Origin of the sequence: Lysobacter sp. Root983 (assembly GCF_001429345.1) — a bacterium.
Lineage (GTDB): Bacteria > Pseudomonadota > Gammaproteobacteria > Xanthomonadales > Xanthomonadaceae > Lysobacter.
In genome coordinates this window covers 1367485-1385777 of record NZ_LMJO01000001.1, presented here as the reverse complement: position 1 = coordinate 1385777, position 18293 = coordinate 1367485, and the positions used below count along the sequence as shown (strand labels likewise).

Genomic DNA, 18293 nt, shown 5'->3' with positions numbered 1-18293 from the left:
CCACGTCTTCCAAGCTACCGAGGCCATCGTAATGACCCATCCGAATAGCGTCCGGTTGTCCAAGCTCACGCTTGGTCTGCTCGCCGTTCTCGCCACAGCGCCCGTATTCGCGCAGAGCACGTCCGCCGGCGTCGCCGGTCGCGTGGTCGGCGCAGATGGTCAACCCGTCGTGGGCGCCGAAGTCACGATCACCCACACCGAGTCGGGCACCGTCAGCCGTGCCGTGACCGATGCCGACGGCCGCTACAACGCGCGCGGTCTGCGCGTCGGCGGTCCGTACGTGATCACCACCACCAAGGAAGGCGCCGGCACGGGCTCGCAGGACGGCGTGTTCCTGAACCTCGACAAGGTCAACAACGTCGACGTGTCCTTGAACAACTCGGTCACCACGCTGGAATCGGTGCAGGCCGTGTCCTACGGCGGCTCGGAAGTGTTCAGCGCCACCAAGATGGGCGCCGGCTCGAACGTGACCCGCCAGCAGCTGGAATCGTTCCCGTCGATCAACCGCAACCTGCAGGACTACGTCCGCCTCGACCCGCGCGTCGCCCAGACCGACAAGTCGCGTAACGAAATCTCGGTCGGCGGCCAGAACCCGCGCTACAACGTGGTCCGCGTCGACGGCATCAGCACCGCCGACTCCTTCGGTCTGGAATCCAACAGCCTGCCGACCCCGCGCCAGCCGTTCTCGATGGACACCATCGACGAAGTGGCGGTCGACGTCGCCAACTACGACGTCACCATCTCCGGCGGCACCGGCGGCGTGATCAACGCCGTGACCAAGTCGGGTACCAACGAGTTCCACGGCTCGCTGTACGGCATCTACCGCGACGGCGACTGGTCGGGCAAGAACCGCAACAACGTGCGTCCGAAGCTGTTCGACAACGAGACCACCTACGGCGCGACCTTCGGCGGCCCGCTGATCAAGGACAAGCTGTTCTTCTTCGCCAACTACGAGAACTACAAGGGCAAGGGCCTGTTCACCGGTAACTCCGGTTTCGGTCCGATCGGTTCGGGCGAGAGCAATATCGTCAACATCACCCAGGCGCAGATCGACGAAGTCATCCGTCTGGCCGGTCTCAAGGGCTTCAACCCGGGCACGCTGGCCAAGCCGGCGCTGAACTCGGAAGCCGAAGAGTACGGCATCAAGATCGACTGGAACATCACCGATAATCACCGCGCCAGCTTCCGCTACAGCAAGTCCGAGCAGAACACCGCCAACTTGCAGGGCTTCGGCAACACCACGCTGGCGCTGAACACCTACCACTACGTGCGCGACTTCGAACTCGAGTCGTACACCGCGCAGCTGTTCAGCGACTGGACCGACAACTTCTCCACCGAAGCCAAGGTCTCGTACCGCGACTACTCGGCCGTGCGCAACCCGCTCGCCGACCTGCCGGCGATCGCGATCCGTATCGGTTCGGCCACGCTGAACCTGGGCACCGAAGAGAACACCCACGCCAACGTGCTGGAAACCACCACGAAGAACGCGTTCTTCGCCGGTAACTGGTTCCTCGGCGACCATACCCTGAAGTTCGGTCTGGACTACGAAGAGAACGAGATCTACAACTTGTTCGGCCGCCGTACCAACGGCGTCTATACCTTCGACTGCATCAACACGACCAATCCGGCTATTCCGGGCAGTTGCGCCAAGTCGTTCGAGAGCGGCATCTCCAGCCGTTATCAGCTGTTCGGCCCGCGCGGCGGCGACATCAACAACATGGCCGCCGAGTTCAAGCTCAAGAATCTGGGCTTGTTCGTGCAGGACAGCTGGGCTGTCAACAACAATCTGACCCTGACCTTCGGCGTGCGTTACGACGAGCCGATGGTCGATCAGAAGCCGGCCTACAACGCCGCCGCGTCCACTGCGTTCCGCTACCGTAACGATGCCACCATCGACGGCAACGGCCTGCTCTCGCCGCGTTTCGGCTTCAACTACACCTTCGACAGCGAGCGTCCGACCCAACTGCGCGGCGGTATCGGCCTGTTCCAGGGCTCGGCCGCGACCGTGTGGCTGGCCAATCCGTACGCCAACAACGGCGTGTCGTACACCGACTACTTCTTCTCCAACGGCGTGACCCGCTTCGATCCGGATCCGGCCGATCAGCTGGCGATCGCGCAGGGCGGCGGTACCCCGGGCGTGCAGTCGATCGATTTCATCGATCCCGACCTGGGTCAGCCGTCGGTTTGGAAGGCCAACCTGGCGTTCGATACCGAGCTGCCGTGGTGGGGCGTCGTCGGCGCTGCCGAAGTGGTGCTGACCTCGGTTAAGGAAGGTATCTACTACCAGCAGCTGAACCTGGGCGCTCCGACTGCTATCGGTCAGGACGGTCGTGCGATCTACTGGAATAAGTCCGCCAACCTCGCTACCAATACTGGCTTGAATCCGAACAGCTGGACCCAGTTGGGTGTCGGTAGCGGAACCGATGCACGCGCTGGCCGCAATCGTGGCTACAACGACGCGATCATCGCTCGTTCGACCAGCAAGGGCGAAAGCCAGCAGCTGACCCTGTCCTTGAACAAGCCGTTCAACGACAGCGACTGGTCGTGGTTGCTCGCCTACACCTACACCAACGCCAACGAAGTCAGCCCGCTGACCAGCTCGACCTCGGGCTCGCAACTGGGCAACGTGGCGGTGTTCCAGTCCAACGAGGAAGTCTCGGCCACCTCCAGCTACGAGATCAAGAACCGCTTCACCGCGGCAGTCAGCTGGAAGCACGCCTTCTTCGGCGACTACAACACCAGCGTGTCGATGTTCTACGAAGGCCGCTCGGGCCGCCCGTATAGCTACACCTTCGACAATGATGCCAACGGCGACGGCCGCGCCAACGACCTGCTGTACATCCCCAAGGACCTCACCGACGTGGTGTTCGGCAGCGCGGCGGAAGCCGCTGGCTTCTGGGCGTTCGTGAACTCGAACGACTACCTCAAGCAGCACCTGGGCGAGGTCGCCGAGCGCAACGCCGCGCACGGCCGCTGGGTCAACCAGTTCGACATGCGCATCTCGCAGGAGATCCCGGGCTTCATGGAAGGCCACAAGGCCGAAATCGCCCTGGACATCCTCAACGTCGGCAACCTGCTGAACAAGAAGTGGGGTAGCGTCGAAGAGATGGGCTTCCCGGGCTACCGTGGCATCGTCGAGTACGGCGGCATCTGCGGAGCTGGCGGCAATGCTGCGCAGACCGGCGCGATGGCTGCCGCCTGTGCCGGCAATACCGGCAAGTACGTGTACCGCTACAACGGTCCGGACGCCCTGAACATCTACGACGACAAGGGCATCTCGCGCTGGGCCGCCCAGGTCAGCTTCCGCTACAAGTTCTGATCGGAAAGCCAGTCTTGCGACACCAGGAAACGGCCGGGGAAACCCGGCCGTCTTCTTTGGTGGCTCCAAGGCGAGTCTGCCAGTTCTTAGGGGCTCTACTTTAAGTCGCTACTCAATCTTACCGAGCGTGCATGGGGAGCGCATATTCGCAAGTGGGGCTTAGTCGCGTGGATTCACAGATCTACTCATTTGCTAGTTTGCGGACGGTTCTTGCAATGGCGGAACGAGCTTGATTGGCCGCAATAGATTTTTTGACAGTGTGAAAAAAAGCCTCGCGTTTGCGAGGCTTTTTGTTCGAAGGGGGCTAGCCGAGAATCAGGATGGCTAAAATGCCTGAGACGGAAAATGCGCAAATAAGATCGATGTTTCCACTTTTGCGAATTACCATAAGAGCGGCGAGTACTGAAAGAATTAGTTGGTTCTGGAGCGATTCCCTAAGCAAATGCTCGACATGCAACTGGTCGACGGATTCTAAGCCATGTACTGCTGTCTGATAAAAGTATGTACCAAATACTAACCAGGAAAATCCAAGTAAAAGAAGCGTCGAAGTCAAGGTGCCGACAGTCTTTCCAAGCTTAAACGCTTTGCTGTCTATCCATATCATGAGCGCGATAGCAAGGTAAGTCGATACGACAAGATACCCAGTCAGACTGGCTATTAAGAGCGCATTTGATCGAACAACTACTTTGCTGACAATTGGGTATATTGACAGCAGCACTGATGTTGCGGAAACGATGAACGTCAACGTCCAGTGAATTTTCTTATTCAAAGGCTGCGCCATTGATTGCGTCAGTGATCATTAAACCGGCGTCGTAGCGAAGATTGGGATTGGCTTTGTTAACGGCATGTATGAAGCGGACAAGCTGATCCGCAGTGATAGTGTCGGCTGCATCCCAAAGGCCGAACATATCTTCATAGATATCCTTTGCCTCGTCATCGAATGCGTCACATTCTTGGCGTTTGTCTATGCGTGATAGTGGTATCGAGCTTACGCCTGCAGGTTCCCCGTCCAGATAAGTTAATGCGCCGTCAAAAGGTTTGGCTACGCGTTTGGCGCCCTTCGGTAGGGCCGATATTGCTGCTGATTTCCCGTCGCGTAGTGCGCCGGTGGCCATGTTGTAGAAGGTTACTTTGAAAACAATTTGCCCACGGTGCTCCCCACCGAGAATTTTTCTCGCGCGGACATCCAGCAGCCCCGTAGGGTCAACCGCACTAATTGGGTTTCCGGCAACGTAAGCATAGGTGTTGATTCCTCCTGATATTCCAACTGGATCTGATTGAAGGTATCGTCCCAGGCGGCTGTCATAGTCGCGAAAACCGTTGTGCCACAGGCCCGACTCGGCATCGTAGTACTGTCCAGAGAAGCCAAGATTTAAACCGCCGATGTTATCTAAAACAATGCCGCGGTCAGAGTGATAGTTCTTTGCGCGCCACTGAACGACTTTGGTGCTGTCGCTTACAATCTCAGGCCGAGACAAATGATCCGTATGAATGAAGTAAAGCTGATTATTGCGTTGAAGTGCGATTGGTTCATCGCCGAGCCAGATATAGCGGTGCCAAGCACCGCCAGTGTACTCGGACAACAGTTTGTTCCCAGTGCCACCATAGACGAAGCGGTGCGTGCCGAGTGGGCCAGACTTCGCTACGCGTTGGTCCAGTGCGTTAACTGAGTAAGTGGTGGTACCAGCCGGATAGGTGGTCATCACGTAGCCCGGACTGAGGTAGGTAGTGTCAGCGGTTCGTGCCAAACTGCGTAAGCGATTGAACGGGTCATACGAGAATGTTGCAGTTGAGCCGCTCCAGGACTGGCTGCTGCGATTCCCGCGTGCGTCATGTGTGTAGCTAATTCCGGCACCAGGCACGCCGTTGTAGTCACTGTTGATGCGATTGCTTGCGCTGTCGACGACGTTGTAGATCGGTGCGATCCAGTTGGTCAATGTGCGGTTGCCATTATTGTCGTATGTGATGCTCTCGTTCTTTGAGGACGTGACGCTAGTTAGGCGTGATACTAGGTCGTAACCAAAATTCTGGTTCATGCTCGCATCAATGCCATTGGTGATGGCAGTGATTTCGTTGCTGGTGTTATACGCATATGTCAGGCTTTGAAGAACAGAGTGGGCGTCGCCAACGCTGATGCCGGTAATGCGGCCATCGAGATCGTAGTTGTAGCGACGCGTCAACCCGTTCCCATAAGTCCACCCTTCGATACCTCCGTAAGGTCGGTGTACGATGTTGGTGGCAATCGGATGGTTAGTCGTGCCATCGTATAAGTAGACGTGGGACAGTTGACCAGAGGTGTAACTGTAGTTGGCGTACGCGCCGCCATAGTTGACTCCGGATAGTCGCCCGTACCCGTCGTAGTCGTACAACATCCAATCGTCATGACCGCCCCATAGCTCGCGGGTAACTGCGAGCCGTCCATCAGATTTATAACCGAAGTAGATGGAGCCTTGTCCCTCAGCGCCGCAAAGGCGCCCGATGCCGTGGCCACACCAATCGTAGCCGTAGACCCTGGTTTCTCCGCCGCCTGCTTGTGAAATGAGCCGGCCGAGGCCGTCGTAAGAGAAGCTAAGTTCGCTTCCGTCATTGCGCTTCAACTTCGTGCGCAGTCCGGCTTCGTCGTACTCGAAAGTCGTGGAACCCGTGTCGGGGCTAGACTGACTCCAGGGCTGCTCAAACCCGTCTCTTGCATAATGTGTGCTCAGACCGCGAGGGTCTGTTACTTGTATGACTGCGTCATTGCCGTCATGAACGATCGTTGTTGATTTATTCTCGGCATTAGTAACGACATTGGGGCGATCCAGTGCGTCATATTGAATCGAAGACTGTCGCCCCTGCGCATCCGTTACGGAGGTGATGTTTCCATTGGCATCATAAATGTACCGGATGCTCTGGCCATTGTTGCCGCTCACTTTTATTGGGCGGCCGAGCTCGTCGTACTCGAGATAGGTCGCCCCGATCATGGCGGCCTGCGCCATAGGTGCAATGGCACACGCCAGAGCGGTTAGGTAAACGCGCTTCATGCTGCCCCTTCGATGCGATCGGATCGCTTCTATATTTGCGGTACAAATGATCACGGGGCCTCCGTCGTTTTGCTGACTACGATTGAGGTCGGGAGAGACATTGCGTTGTATGTGTAGCGAGTCCGCGCATAAGTGCCATCGCTGTCTTGATAGTATTTTTCTACGAGGCGCCGTGCGGCGTCGTACAAATACTTCTCTTCCCTTCCGCCAGCTTGATTGACAGATGAGAGAAGTCCCGATTGATAGGTGTAAGTTGTATCGACCGCTGAGCCGCTGGGGTACTGACGCACAATAGAAATGCGGCCGCGCGGGTCGTAGAAGTAGTCCGTGACATCTCCGTTAGGGCCAGTGATTGTCCCGGGTTGTCCCATGCCGTTGTGATTTCCAAAGTGCCGCGTATGCCCGAGAGAATTTGCCACGCTTACCAGATTCCCACGCTGGTCAAATGTGGATGTCGTCTGGTCGGAGGCACCTGCGATGGGGCCATCTTGATTCACGCTGGCAAGCAGCCCATTGGGGTGCCTTGTGTACGTATAGGTTGTCGTTCGTATCTGTCCTGGCACACCGGCAGACGCCAGATTCTTCGTGCTAATAGTTTCTGGGAATCCGAGACTGGTGTAGGTGTATAGGGTCTCGACAAGACCTGCCTTCGTGGCGCGGCTCATTTGGCCGAACTGGCCGTTCCATTCGTAGGTGGTAACCCGCGCTAAGGCGGTTCCAGCGGCTTCTGTCTTCTTTGTCAGGCGCCCCGCGCCGTCATAATCATAGTCGGTCACGTTGCCATTGAAGTCCGTTACCAAGTTGCGAAAACCACTAGCGTCGTAGGTTGTCTCCCGGTAAGCGGCTGCACAGTTTGGGCTTGATTGAGCCGATGTGCTGACCATTCTTCCTTGATCGAACTGATGTACGAACTTCTTGCCAAGCGGGTTGGTCTCAACAACGCTTTTGACACTGGCAGTGTATTCGTCAATTGTGTAGTCGAAGGTGGATCGTTCAACGCCGCCCGCATGCTCGCTGCTAATCGGTAGTCTCACATCTCGGCGATAGTAGTTTCCGTCAGGGTCGTATTCGTGTACCCAGTAGTTCCCCCATTGAAACGTTGAGTACCTAATGCCGTTATAAGATTTTCCAATCAGTTCACCTCGGTGATCGCTTGTGCCGATATAGTCTTGGTAGTGGTAGCTTGTAGTCGTGCCATCCGGAAGAAGAACGCTGAAGATAGAATTTTCAAAGGAATAGCTGTACTTGTACTGTTTTCCGTCCGCATTCGTGATAGTTACCGTCTCATTCGGTCCATTTATGTTTGTATAGCTAATATTAATGTAATCGCCAGAGGTGTGCGTGATGCGCACCGGTCGCCGTGATTCATAAATGGATGATCCGTTATAATAGGTGTAGGTCCAGCCGACACCGGCGCGGTTCTTCACGCTGACGACTCTGTAGGCTTGCGTGTATAGAGGTTCGTAGCGTTCAATGGTTCCTTCTTCGCTGTAAAGCGTGAAGGAGCCATCACTTGCTTTTACTATTCGTGCTACAGGGGTGGTTTTTTGCTCATACCAATTTATTTGATCGGTGGAGGTAAAGTCGATCTTTCGGCCATCGGGTCGCCAGGCTGTAACAATGGAAGGAGTGGCTTCCAGGTAATAGTCGTAATTGGTTGTCCAGTAACCTGATAATATAGAACTTCCGATCTCATTGTTTCTGTTGTAAGTTCTGGTGAGTGATAGTGGCATTTCGACGGCTAGTGCTTCGAAATCTTGCTCATACTCGATCTTATTGCCGTTTGACATGATTATGGGGTTTGATCGGCAGGACTCACCTGAGGTGGTGGCATCCGTCGGAGAGCCCGGAGCCGTGCCGAACCCATTGGCCCACTGAAAATTGTCTCGCGATGTTTGCGAGTCATTAATCCTAAGCTGATTAAAGTATCGGCTGCTCGGCGTTAGCCAGCGCAGCAGTGTGGTAGTGACTCGCACGGGGTCGAGTGTCGTTGTGACGTCGTCTTCAGCAAATGCTTGAGTTGATGCGATACAGCCGCTCGTCGCGATCAGAATGCAGACAATGGCGTGCCTGAGACTATGTTGAGAGCGCTCTGATAGCTCGTTGCCATAGTTAAGTCTATTTTCGCTCATTTGATCATTGCTCTATTGTTTGTATTGCGGCGACTCGGAGTATTTCGTCGGTACGTCTGTGCAGTAGCGATGCGGATAGTATTTCGTCAGAAGAAGTGAGCAGGCCGTTTCCGGATTCTTCTATTTGAAGTAGAAGGTTGGCTGCGGACCGTTCTGAGAGAGGCATTAGTGATCGTAAACGGTCTTTGGAAAGTCGTCCCGTGCCGTATATGTCGAGTAGAACGTCGCGCCTCGCCTTTCCGTTGTTGCAGCGCTCTGAAATAACTTTGGTGATCGATTTTGATATTGTAGAAAGGCCGCTTGCAGATAGTTCTTTACTGATGAGTTGTTCAAACGTAACTGCGTGCCGCAGGTACTTCTCAGGCCCTTCATGATGAGTCATTGGCCATACTTTCGTGGCTAAGCCCAGCTTTAGAAGGTTCTGAAAGGTAATATTTATGGAGGTTGCAACGAGTCCTTTGGATTTCGAGATTCGAAGCGCCACGAGGCGGGACCAGCGCCCGTTGCCATCGGAAAATGGATGCGCATTCGCGCAGAAGTAACCAATTAGTGACGAAAGAACCAAGGGGTCAATCGCTGGGAGCTCGTGGGATAGCTCTGCCAATGAAGCCATCAATTGCGGCAATTCGGGGTGGGGCGCGTATATCTTTGTTGCGGTGCTGGCTGTAGAGCCGCCAGCAAAGGAAATCTCGCGGCGCAATCCAGTTGTGGCTGGCCATATTTCCCTTGCCAAGGAGATCAATGCGGGCACATCCATCGGGAGTTGGCTGGTCGCCAGCACTTCGCGGCAAAGACGGTTGCTTTGAAGCAGGTCGACTTCGCCAGCGGCGTTGCGAGACGCCGCGCGACAGAAGAGCAGAGCAATCGCTGGGTCGTTGCCCTGGTGCTGCCTTTGAAAGGGCGCTACCGAGCAGCGCGCCACGATCTCGGTGATCGGATCCGGTGTGAAATAGCGAAGGGGTAGCCCGCTAGCGCCGGAGGGCAGCGCGTCTGTTCGGCCCATGGGGAGGCGCCAGCCACGAATCGACTGGGCATATAACTGGAATTGCGATGCGGATATGGCGGGTTCCAAGCCATCTGTGTGTTCGACCGCCAGCATCGCTCCCTTCCTTTGGCAGGCAGCTCGTGGGTGCCTACACCCCGAGCCGATGATTAGCAGTCTCGGATATGGCTTGGTGCTTATCAAGACGGCGATATGGCACCCCGCGAATGCCGCCAGGAATGGTTACTTGCGCCCGATCAGTGGGTTAAAGTCGCGGGTCAAATGACGACGATGAACACCCAAGAGAAGGCAAGCATGACCGCAACCATCACCACCGCCCTGCCGACGGTGAACGCACGTATCTACCCCAAGGGCGGGCTGGACGTCCTGTCCCGCGACGAGGTCGCGCGCCTGCGCGACGCTTCCACCGGCATGCACGATTTGCTGCGCCGCTGCGCCCTGGCCGTGCTGACCAGCGGCTCGGCGTCCGACGACCCGCGCGCGGCGCGCGAGCTGTACCCGGATTTCGATATTCAGGTCCATCAGCAGGACCGCGGCGTCCGTATCGACCTGACCCACGCCCCGGCCATGGCCTTCGTCGACGGCGAGATCATCCGCGGCGTGGCCGAGCTGCTGTTCGCGGTGGTCCGCGACCTGGCCTACACGGCGATCGAGCTGGCGGCCGACGGCGGCCGCGACCTCAAGAGCAGCGACGGCATCACCGACGCGGTGTTCGGCCTGCTGCGCAACGCGCGCATCCTGCACCCGGCCGACCCGAATCTGGTGGTCTGCTGGGGCGGCCATTCGATCTCGCGCGACGAGTACATCTACACCAAGCAGGTCGGCTACGAGCTGGGCCTGCGCGGCCTGGACATCTGCACGGGCTGCGGCCCGGGCGCAATGAAGGGGCCGATGAAGGGTGCGACCATCGCCCATGCCAAGCAGCGTAAGCGCCGCATGCGCTACATCGGCATCACCGAGCCGGGCATCATCGCGGCCGAGTCGCCGAACCCGATCGTGAATCACCTGGTGATCATGCCGGACATCGAGAAGCGCCTGGAGGCCTTCGTGCGTCTGGGCCACGGCATTATCGTGTTCCCGGGCGGCGTGGGCACCGCCGAGGAGATTCTGTACCTGCTCGGCATCCTGCTGCGCGAGGAGAACGCGCATCTGCCGTTCCCGCTGATCCTGACCGGCCCGGTGGCCTCGGCGCCGTACTTCGAGCAGATCGACCGCTTCCTCCGTCTGACCCTGGGCGAGGCGGCGACCTCGCGCTACGAAATCATCGTCGGCGATCCGGAGGCGGTGGCCAAGCGCATGTCCATCGGCATCCGCAAGGTGCGCGAGCACCGCATCGCGCAGAAGGACTCGTTCTATTTCAACTGGTCGATCGATATCCCGGTCGAGTTCCAGCACCCCTTCGTGCCCACCCACGAGGCGATGGCGGGTCTGGACCTGCACCACGGCCGCAAGCCGCACGAACTGGCGGCGGATCTGCGCCGCGCCTTCTCCGGCATCGTCGCCGGCAATGTGAAGGAGGACGGCATGCGCCGCATCGAGGAGTTCGGCCCGTTCGAGATCCACGGCGACGCCGACATGATGCAGTCGCTGGACGCGCTGCTGCGCGCTTTCGTCGAGCAGCGCCGCATGAAGATCGCCGGCGAGTACCGGCCCTGCTATCGGGTCGTGACCTGATAGAACCCAGGCCCGGCGGACTCACGCCGGGCCGACCGCGGCCGGGGCGATCGACCCCGGTCCGGCTTAGCGCGCGCGGGCAGGGGGAGGCGGTTGCAGCGGGTCGCGGTACCCCGGCCGACCGCTGAGCATCGTTGGTGCGCGAAGCCCACTGATCGGACTACGACGTTAAAATTTCGCTTCTTTGGCACTTGAAAGGTGCCTAAGCGATGCCTCGCGCGTCCGCATGCGCGGGCCTGCAGTGCCAGCAATTGCAGTGCTTGTGCGCGTCGGGACGAACGGTCGCGAATCGCGCAATTCGGACATCGTGCTCCGCTGCTTTGGGTTTGGGTCGCATTTGTGCGCCGCCTTCTGTCACAAATTGACGCCTTCTGGCACGCCTATCCACACCGCTGGACCGCCTGTCCGGTCATTGCTTGCTACTTGAGAACACTCCTTTAGCATCGTTTTCGTGAATGCTGGGGAGAGAGCATGTCCAGAATGAGTGCCAATCAGGGCTTTACCCTGATGGAGTTGATGATCGCGATCGCCGTACTGGGCGTGCTGCTGGCCTTGGGCTGGCCGTCGTTCACCGAGGCCTTGAGCAATAACCGCCTGGCCGCGGCGTCCAATTCCATGATCGCCGGCGTCAACCTGGCCCGTACCGAGGCCATGCGCAGCAGCCAGGGCGGCGGGGCCGGGGTTTGCCCCAGCGCCGACGGCGCGACTTGCGCCAACAACTGGAGCGCGGGCTGGCTGGTCTGGACCGACACCAACTCGGACGGTGCCAAGGCGGCCAACGAGCCTGCCATCCGCTACTTCCAGGGTAATCCGGCGCAAGTGGCCTTGGCTTCGGCCGGGGCGGCGGTGCCGATGATCATTTTCGACCGCCGCGGCCGCATGACCACGCCCGCGGCCAACGCCGTGTTCACCTCGCACACCGTGGATTGCACGGCTGGCGCCGCCAACAAGCAGCGCCGCCTGACTGTCACCCGCGCGGGCCAGGTGCGTATTCAGAAGGAAAGCTGCTCATGAGCCGGTCCTCCTCGCGCGCCAGGGGAGCCTCACGGCGCTCCGTCGGCGGTTTCTCGCTGATCGAAGTGCTGATCGCGCTGCTGGTGCTGGCCTTCGGCCTGCTCGGCTTGGCCTTTCTGCAGACCCTCAACATCCGCTATACCCAGAGTGCGAACCATCGCACCACCGCGGTGAATCTCTCGCATCAGGTCATCGACATGATGCGCACCAATCGCGTGGTGTCGCGCCAATACAGCGCCTTGACCTTCAACAGCTTCCCCACGGCGCCCGCCGTCGGCGGCTGCGGCCGCGGCGCGGCGATCGACTTCAACGCCAACATGAATGTATGGCGTTGCGAAGTCAGCTCCAGCTTGCCCGGAGGGCAGGGCCAGGTGGTGTTCAACGGCGACGCCGTGACCGTGACCCTGCGTTGGGCCGACGACCTCAGCCAGGCCGCCCTGGGCCAGGCCCAATCGACTTACGTGGTGACCACACGGCTATGACTCGTCAACCCCATATCTCCGAGCGTTCACAGCAGGGTCTGTCGCTGGTCGAACTGATGGTCGCGCTGGCGATCGGCATGGTGCTGATGCTGGGCCTGGTGCAGGTGATGTCGGCCTCCCGCTCGGCCTACCGTCTGGCCGAGGGCATCGGCCGCGCGCAAGAGAACGCACGTTTCGCGATGGATTCGCTGGAACGCGACCTGCGCATGGCCGGGCATCTGGGCTGCGTCAACGACACCGCGCTGCTGCAGGCGGCGGTGCCGGCCGAGGAAGGCCTGAACCTGCTGTTCCTCAACCAGGCCGACCGCATCGCCGGCAACTTCCAGAACGCGCCGTATTTGCTGCGTTTCGACGTGGGCATGCAGGGCTTCGAGGCGGTCAACACTTCGCCGGGCGATACCATCAACGTCGCCAGCGGTACGCCGGTACTGGGTAACGTGAACCAGTGGAGTCCGGCGCTGCCGGCCGAAATCGGCGGCCTTCAGCCTGTGGCGGGCAGCGACATCCTGGTGCTGCGCTATTTCTGGCCGATCGGCACCGGCATGACCAACTTCACCGGCGGCGATCCCACCAGCACCCTGACTCCGCAAAGCACGGCTGTCAGCACCGGCGGTTCGGGGCTGTTCGGTATCGGCGACTGCAAGCGCGCCAGCGTGTTCGCCGGCGCCGTCAATCCGGGTAACGGCGTGATCACGGTGTCTTCGGCGGCCGATCCTTTGAACCGCTCCAACTTCATGGGCGATCGCGATTTCTACGACGCCACCAAGGCCACGCTGTACCGCGCCGAAGTGGTCGTCTATTTCGTCGGTATCGGCGCGGGCACCGGCGGTACCGGCACCACGGGGCCGTCGCTGTACCGCGCTCGTTTCGTGCGCAACGCAGCGGGCGGCCTGGATGCGGCCACCGCCGACCGGCGCGAAGAGTTGGTCGAAGGCGTCGAGTCGCTGCAGCTGTTGTACGGGCAGGACCGGGTCGTTGCGGCAAATCAGTCACCCAGCGGCTACGTCACCACCAGTTGGACCGCCAACCAGGTCGGCGGCGGCGTGACCAATCCCAACGGCAACAATGCGAGCCTTTGGCGCCGCATCGGCGCGGTGCAGGTCGGCCTGGTGATGCGCAGTTCCGAAGGCGCCGTATCGGCGCAGATGGATCCTGCCGTGCAGCGCATGTCTGTGCTGGGCACCCTGGTGACGCCGCAGGACGACGGCTTTTACCGCACCGTTTACGAAACGACCGTTGCCCAGCGCAACCGCCTGTTCGAGAACTGAGGAGACAGGCACATGAATCGTTCCGGATTCAACAGCCCGCGCAAGCAACGGGGCGCCGCACTCTACGTCGCACTGATCTTCCTGATCATCCTGGCCCTGCTCGGTATCACGGGCATGCAGGTGGCGACGATGCAGGAGCGTATGTCGGCCAATTATCTGGCCACCAATACCGCGTTCCAGCGCACGGAAGAGCTCGCGCGCCAGGCCGAGGCGGAGGTTGGCGCGTCCACGCGCCTGGAGGAGAACTGCGGCGGCTTCGACCCGGCCGCGTTCGGCGTCCAGGCGGCCATCGACGTCGCCGCCGGTAATCCCGAGCCGCCCGCGCGCGTGCGCAAAGTCGAGCAATGCGTCGGCGGCGGACAGGTGAATATAGGCGAGTTCCCGCCCAGCGAGCAGGTGTTCCAGCGCTATCGCATCACCGCCTACCGCAGCGACCGCGCGGCGGACCCGACGTCCGACGCTGTCGTCGACACTATTTTCATCGGCCGTTGAGGGCCCTGGCCATGAACGCGAATCGCATTCTCCTCACTATCGCCGCGACCGGTCTGGTGGTGCTCGGCGTCCGCATACCCAGCCTGGTCGCGAACACGACCACCCAGGGTGCCGGCACGCTCGCGCAGGCGCCGCTGAATCTGGGCGGCGACGGCGTGCCGCCGGCCTTCATGATGGCGGTCGACGACTCCGGCTCGATGACGTTCCAGACCATGTTCCCGGGTCAGGACGGCGAGGTCTGCTTCGGCCGCGACAGCAGCACACAGCCTTACGGCCTGTTCTACACCACGGGCGCCAACGCGGGTAAGCCGCGCACCGACGGCGGCTGCGATCATTTCTATTTGCTGCCGGGCCCGCGCGCGGGCGGCGGCTTCCTCGGCCTGCCACCGCTGGATTCGCTGGGCGCGGCGCGTTCGTCGGATTTCAATCCCTCGTTCTTCAATCCCAACGTCAAGTACGAAGCATGGCTGACCTCGGCGATGCCGCCGACCAAGGTGCCGTACGACTACAGCGCGGGCAATCCCAACGGCAACGCATCGACCACGGCCACCAAGGTCGACCCGCGCAATGCCGGTACCACCGTCAACCTGGCCGCCACCCGCTACACCACGGCCGAAATCTTCACCATGCGCAACGGCATGTTCATGCCGGCCGGCACCAACTACCAGATCGTGGGCGGTAACTCGTTCACCGTCCCCGCGGGCGGCCAGACCTGGAACGGCGGCACTACCACCGTTTACATGCAGTACTACCCGGCGACCTTCTACATGAAGACGACCACGCCGGCGGCCGAGCAGCCGGTGGGCTACAAGACAGACGCGGTGTCGCGTCCGGTGATCGCCGATGCCTGCGGCACCGGCTGCAACCTGTGGCGCTACACCATCGCGTCGGCCAACTTCGACACCACGGCCAACTACAACGCCCAGCTGCAGAACTTCGTCAACTGGTTCAGCTACTACGGCAACCGCAATCGCGCCATGGTCGCGGGCATGAGCCGTTCGCTGGCCGACATCAAGGACATGCGCGTCGGCTTCTTCCCGATCAACTCCAACGGCAGCTTCAACGATCCGATCAACACCGCGGCCGAACGCGTCTACATGCAGGACATGAGCGTGCAGGCCCGACGCGACGACCTGTACACCAACGGCGTGTTCGCGCTGGGCGCCAGCGGCGGCACGCCGAACCGCCAGGCGGTCAGCGCGGCGGCCAGTCAGTTCCGGCGCACCGACGCGGTCGCCGACGGCAAGGGCGGCGCTCCGGTTCAGCGCGTGTGCCAGAAGAACGCGGTGATGCTGTTCACCGACGGCTACAGCAACGGCGGCACCATCACCACCGGCAACATCGACGGCAACATGGGCGCGCCGTTCGCCGACAACAATAGCGACACCATGGCCGACATCGTCAGCCAGTACTACCTGGGCACCGAGGCCGGCGGCGTGGTGCCACTGCGCACCGACGGCCCCTTCAATCTGAATGGTGGACAGGGCAAGGTGCCGGTGCCTGACGAGTGCAAGTCCGCAACGCCCAGCAATAGGCTCGACTGCGAGCGTCGTCTGCACCTCAACTTCTACGGCATCACCCTCGGTGCGCGTGGCACCATCTTCAATCCGAATGTGGCTCAGGATCCGTTCGTCACCAACCCCGCATGGCCCGGCTGGCAGAACGACAATCCGACCACGGTCGACGATATCTGGCACGCCTCGATCAACACCCGCGGCGAGTACATCAACGCCAAGACTCCGGCCGACATCACCGCTGCGATGCGCCGTGTGTTGGCGTCGGTGTCCGGCGGTGCCACGCCCTCCGGTAGCGCGGGTCTGACCGGCTCGCGTATTTCCAGCAATTCGCTGTCGGTGGTGCCCAGCTACGAGGCCAAAAACAACAACACCGATTGGTACAGCCGTCTGGTCGCGTCGACCGTCAGCGTCGGCACCGCCGGCGAGCTCACATTCACCGATAAGTGGGAAGCCTCGGCGCAGCTCGCGCGTACTGGCAGGAATCTGTTGTTCGGCACCACCAGCGGCGGAGCCGTCAAGCCCGTGGTCAAGGCGTTCTCGTCTGGCAACCTGGGCGACGTGTTCACCACTCTGTGCGCGGATACGCTCTCGACCTGCACCAAGGCGGCCGTCACCACGCTGGGCGTGACCGAGGCCGAGGCCGTGGCCTACCTGGCCGGTCAAGACACGGGCGAAAAGAGGAACGGCGGCAAGATGCGCGATCGCACCAGCCGGCTGGGCGATATCATCAATTCTTCGCCGGTGGTGTCTTCCGCGTTCGACAACTACGGCTACATGACCTTGCGTGGCACCAACGCCACCGATTTCGATCCGTATAACTACGAGGCCTACCTGACGGCGAAGAAGAACCGTCTGACGATGGTCTATGCCGCGGCCAACGACGGCATGTTGCATGGCTTCCGTGGCGACAATGGTGGCGAGTCGTTCGGCTACATCCCGGCGACGTCGGTCGGACACATGGGTAACTTGCTGTTCCCGTACGACCCGGATCGCAAGGGCGACCAGATCTTCCAGCACCGTTACTTCGTCGATGGCCCGATCACGGTATCCGATGCTTACACCGGCACCGGCTGGGCGACGGTTCTGGTGGGTACCGCGGGTGCGGGTGGGCGCAGCGTGTTCGGTCTGAACGTGACCGACCCGACCCTGTTCACCGCCGGCAACGTGATGTGGGAAGTCAACGACAAGGTCACCGGCACCACCGGCCAGCGCATCGGCCACGTACTGGGCAAGCCGCTGATCGTGCCGGTGCGCACCTCGGGCGGCACGCGCTGGAAGGCGATCTTCGGCAATGGTTACGGCAGCATCAGCGGTAAGGCGTCGCTGTTCGTGGTCGACATCGCGGATGGTTCGGTCGCGACGATCGAGGTCGCCGAGGCCGCCGGCACCGGCGTGCCGACCGATCCCAACGGAATGGGCAACGTGATGGCGCTGGACCGCTACGTCTACGACGCGGCGGGCGGCGGTACTTACACCGCCGGCAGCGATGGCTACGTCGACACCGTCTACGGCGGCGACCTGCACGGCAACATCTGGAAGTTCGACCTGCGCACCAACACCGTTGTCTTCGGCGCCGACAAGCCCTTCTTCACCGCCAAGGACGCCAACGGCAAACGCCAGCCCGTGACCGGTGGCCTGAATGCGGTGGCTGGCCCGTCCAGCGGCGTGATGATCCTGTTCGGCACCGGCAGCTACTCCTTCGGCGGAGACTCCGACAACAAGGACATGCAGTCGGTGTACGGCGTGGTCGACAACGGCGTGCGCATCACCGCGGCGCGTGCGACCGCGTTGCAACAGCAGGTGCTGAGCAACGACAACACCGATGCTGTCCGCGAGGTCACGCAGAACTCAGTGAACTTCCTGACCAAGTCCGGCTGGTACCTGGATCTGGCGGTGAAGACCGGCGCCGCGGCGCCGGTGCAGAACGGCGAACGCATGGTCGGACGCCCGCGCATCCAGGACGGCACCTTCTTCTTCCCGACTTTCGAGCCGATCGTGGCGAACGCGGCTAATGACGCCGCCTCCGGCTGTGCGTCGGGCGGTAAGAACTGGCTGTACGGGCTAAGCGCGCTCAGCGGCAGTGCCTACATGAGCAGCGTGCGGCCCGATTCGCCCACGGCGAATCCCATGGCCGCCGGCGCCGGCGCAGTGGAGCTGACGGGCAAGAACACCGGTCCGATTACCGATGTGAATATCTTCAGCCCGCCGCCGCCGCCCGAACTGCCGCCCAATGCGACGGCGGCGGAGATCGCCGCACGCCTGAACCAGTCGCCTTGTACGCGTATCGTCCAGGCCGCAGGTGGTCCGGCGCTGTACAAGTGGGGCATGTGCGGTCGTCAGTCGTGGCGCCAGGTCCGTTAACGCATTCA

General features: G+C 60.6%; 11 protein-coding genes. 7 read left to right on the top strand and 4 right to left on the bottom strand.

Annotated elements, in window-relative coordinates; translation table 11 throughout:
* Positions 1-31 precede the first annotated feature (31 nt).
* Positions 32-3319, top strand: coding sequence for a TonB-dependent receptor (locus tag ASE43_RS05885; RefSeq protein WP_057159729.1), 3288 nt, complete (start codon positions 32-34; stop codon positions 3317-3319).
* 304 nt (positions 3320-3623) lie between these two features.
* Here ASE43_RS05885 and ASE43_RS21695 read toward each other — a convergent pair whose 3' ends face one another.
* The 4 genes from ASE43_RS21695 to ASE43_RS21140 are packed head-to-tail and all read right to left on the bottom strand — an operon-like array spanning position 3624 to position 9573.
* Positions 3624-4088 carry a hypothetical protein gene (locus ASE43_RS21695; protein ID WP_162258755.1) on the bottom strand — a complete coding sequence of 155 codons (465 nt, stop codon included), beginning with the start codon at positions 4086-4088 and terminating at the stop codon, positions 3624-3626.
* Positions 4081-6342: an RHS repeat-associated core domain-containing protein gene (locus tag ASE43_RS21145; RefSeq protein ID WP_082607114.1), complete on the bottom strand. Its 2262-nt coding sequence runs from the start codon at positions 6340-6342 to the stop codon at positions 4081-4083. Before ASE43_RS21145 ends, ASE43_RS21695 begins: the two co-directional genes overlap by 8 nt.
* 50 nt (positions 6343-6392) lie before the next feature.
* Positions 6393-8474 carry a DUF6531 domain-containing protein gene (locus ASE43_RS21690; RefSeq protein ID WP_157499671.1) on the bottom strand — a complete coding sequence of 694 codons (2082 nt, stop codon included), beginning with the start codon at positions 8472-8474 and terminating at the stop codon, positions 6393-6395.
* Between the two features lie 4 nt (positions 8475-8478).
* Positions 8479-9573: a Fic family protein gene (locus ASE43_RS21140; protein WP_082607113.1), complete on the bottom strand. Its 1095-nt coding sequence runs from the start codon at positions 9571-9573 to the stop codon at positions 8479-8481.
* Positions 9574-9747: 174 nt separating this feature from the next.
* Here ASE43_RS21140 and ppnN point away from each other — a divergent pair, with 174 nt between their 5' ends.
* The 6 genes from ppnN (at position 9748) to ASE43_RS05855 (ending at position 18285) form a co-directional block, all read left to right on the top strand.
* On the top strand, positions 9748-11151 hold the full coding sequence (gene ppnN, locus ASE43_RS05880; RefSeq protein ID WP_200944029.1) for a nucleotide 5'-monophosphate nucleosidase PpnN: 1404 nt from the start codon (positions 9748-9750) through the stop codon (positions 11149-11151).
* Between the two features lie 471 nt (positions 11152-11622).
* On the top strand, positions 11623-12165 hold the full coding sequence (locus ASE43_RS05875; RefSeq protein WP_082607112.1) for a GspH/FimT family pseudopilin: 543 nt from the start codon (positions 11623-11625) through the stop codon (positions 12163-12165).
* On the top strand, positions 12162-12647 hold the full coding sequence (pilV, locus tag ASE43_RS05870) for a type IV pilus modification protein PilV (RefSeq protein ID WP_082607111.1): 486 nt from the start codon (positions 12162-12164) through the stop codon (positions 12645-12647). The genes ASE43_RS05875 and pilV overlap by 4 nt, the downstream gene beginning before the upstream one ends.
* Positions 12644-13915 carry a PilW family protein gene (locus tag ASE43_RS05865; RefSeq protein WP_057159726.1) on the top strand — a complete coding sequence of 424 codons (1272 nt, stop codon included), beginning with the start codon at positions 12644-12646 and terminating at the stop codon, positions 13913-13915. The genes pilV and ASE43_RS05865 overlap by 4 nt, the downstream gene beginning before the upstream one ends.
* A 12-nt stretch (positions 13916-13927) precedes the next feature.
* Positions 13928-14407, top strand: a complete 480-nt coding sequence (locus ASE43_RS05860) for a PilX N-terminal domain-containing pilus assembly protein (protein ID WP_057159725.1) — start codon at positions 13928-13930, stop codon at positions 14405-14407.
* 11 nt (positions 14408-14418) lie between these two features.
* Positions 14419-18285 (top strand): PilC/PilY family type IV pilus protein, encoded by a 3867-nt coding sequence (locus ASE43_RS05855; RefSeq protein ID WP_057159724.1) that lies wholly within the window; start codon positions 14419-14421, stop codon positions 18283-18285.
* The last annotated feature ends 8 nt before the right edge of the window (positions 18286-18293 follow it).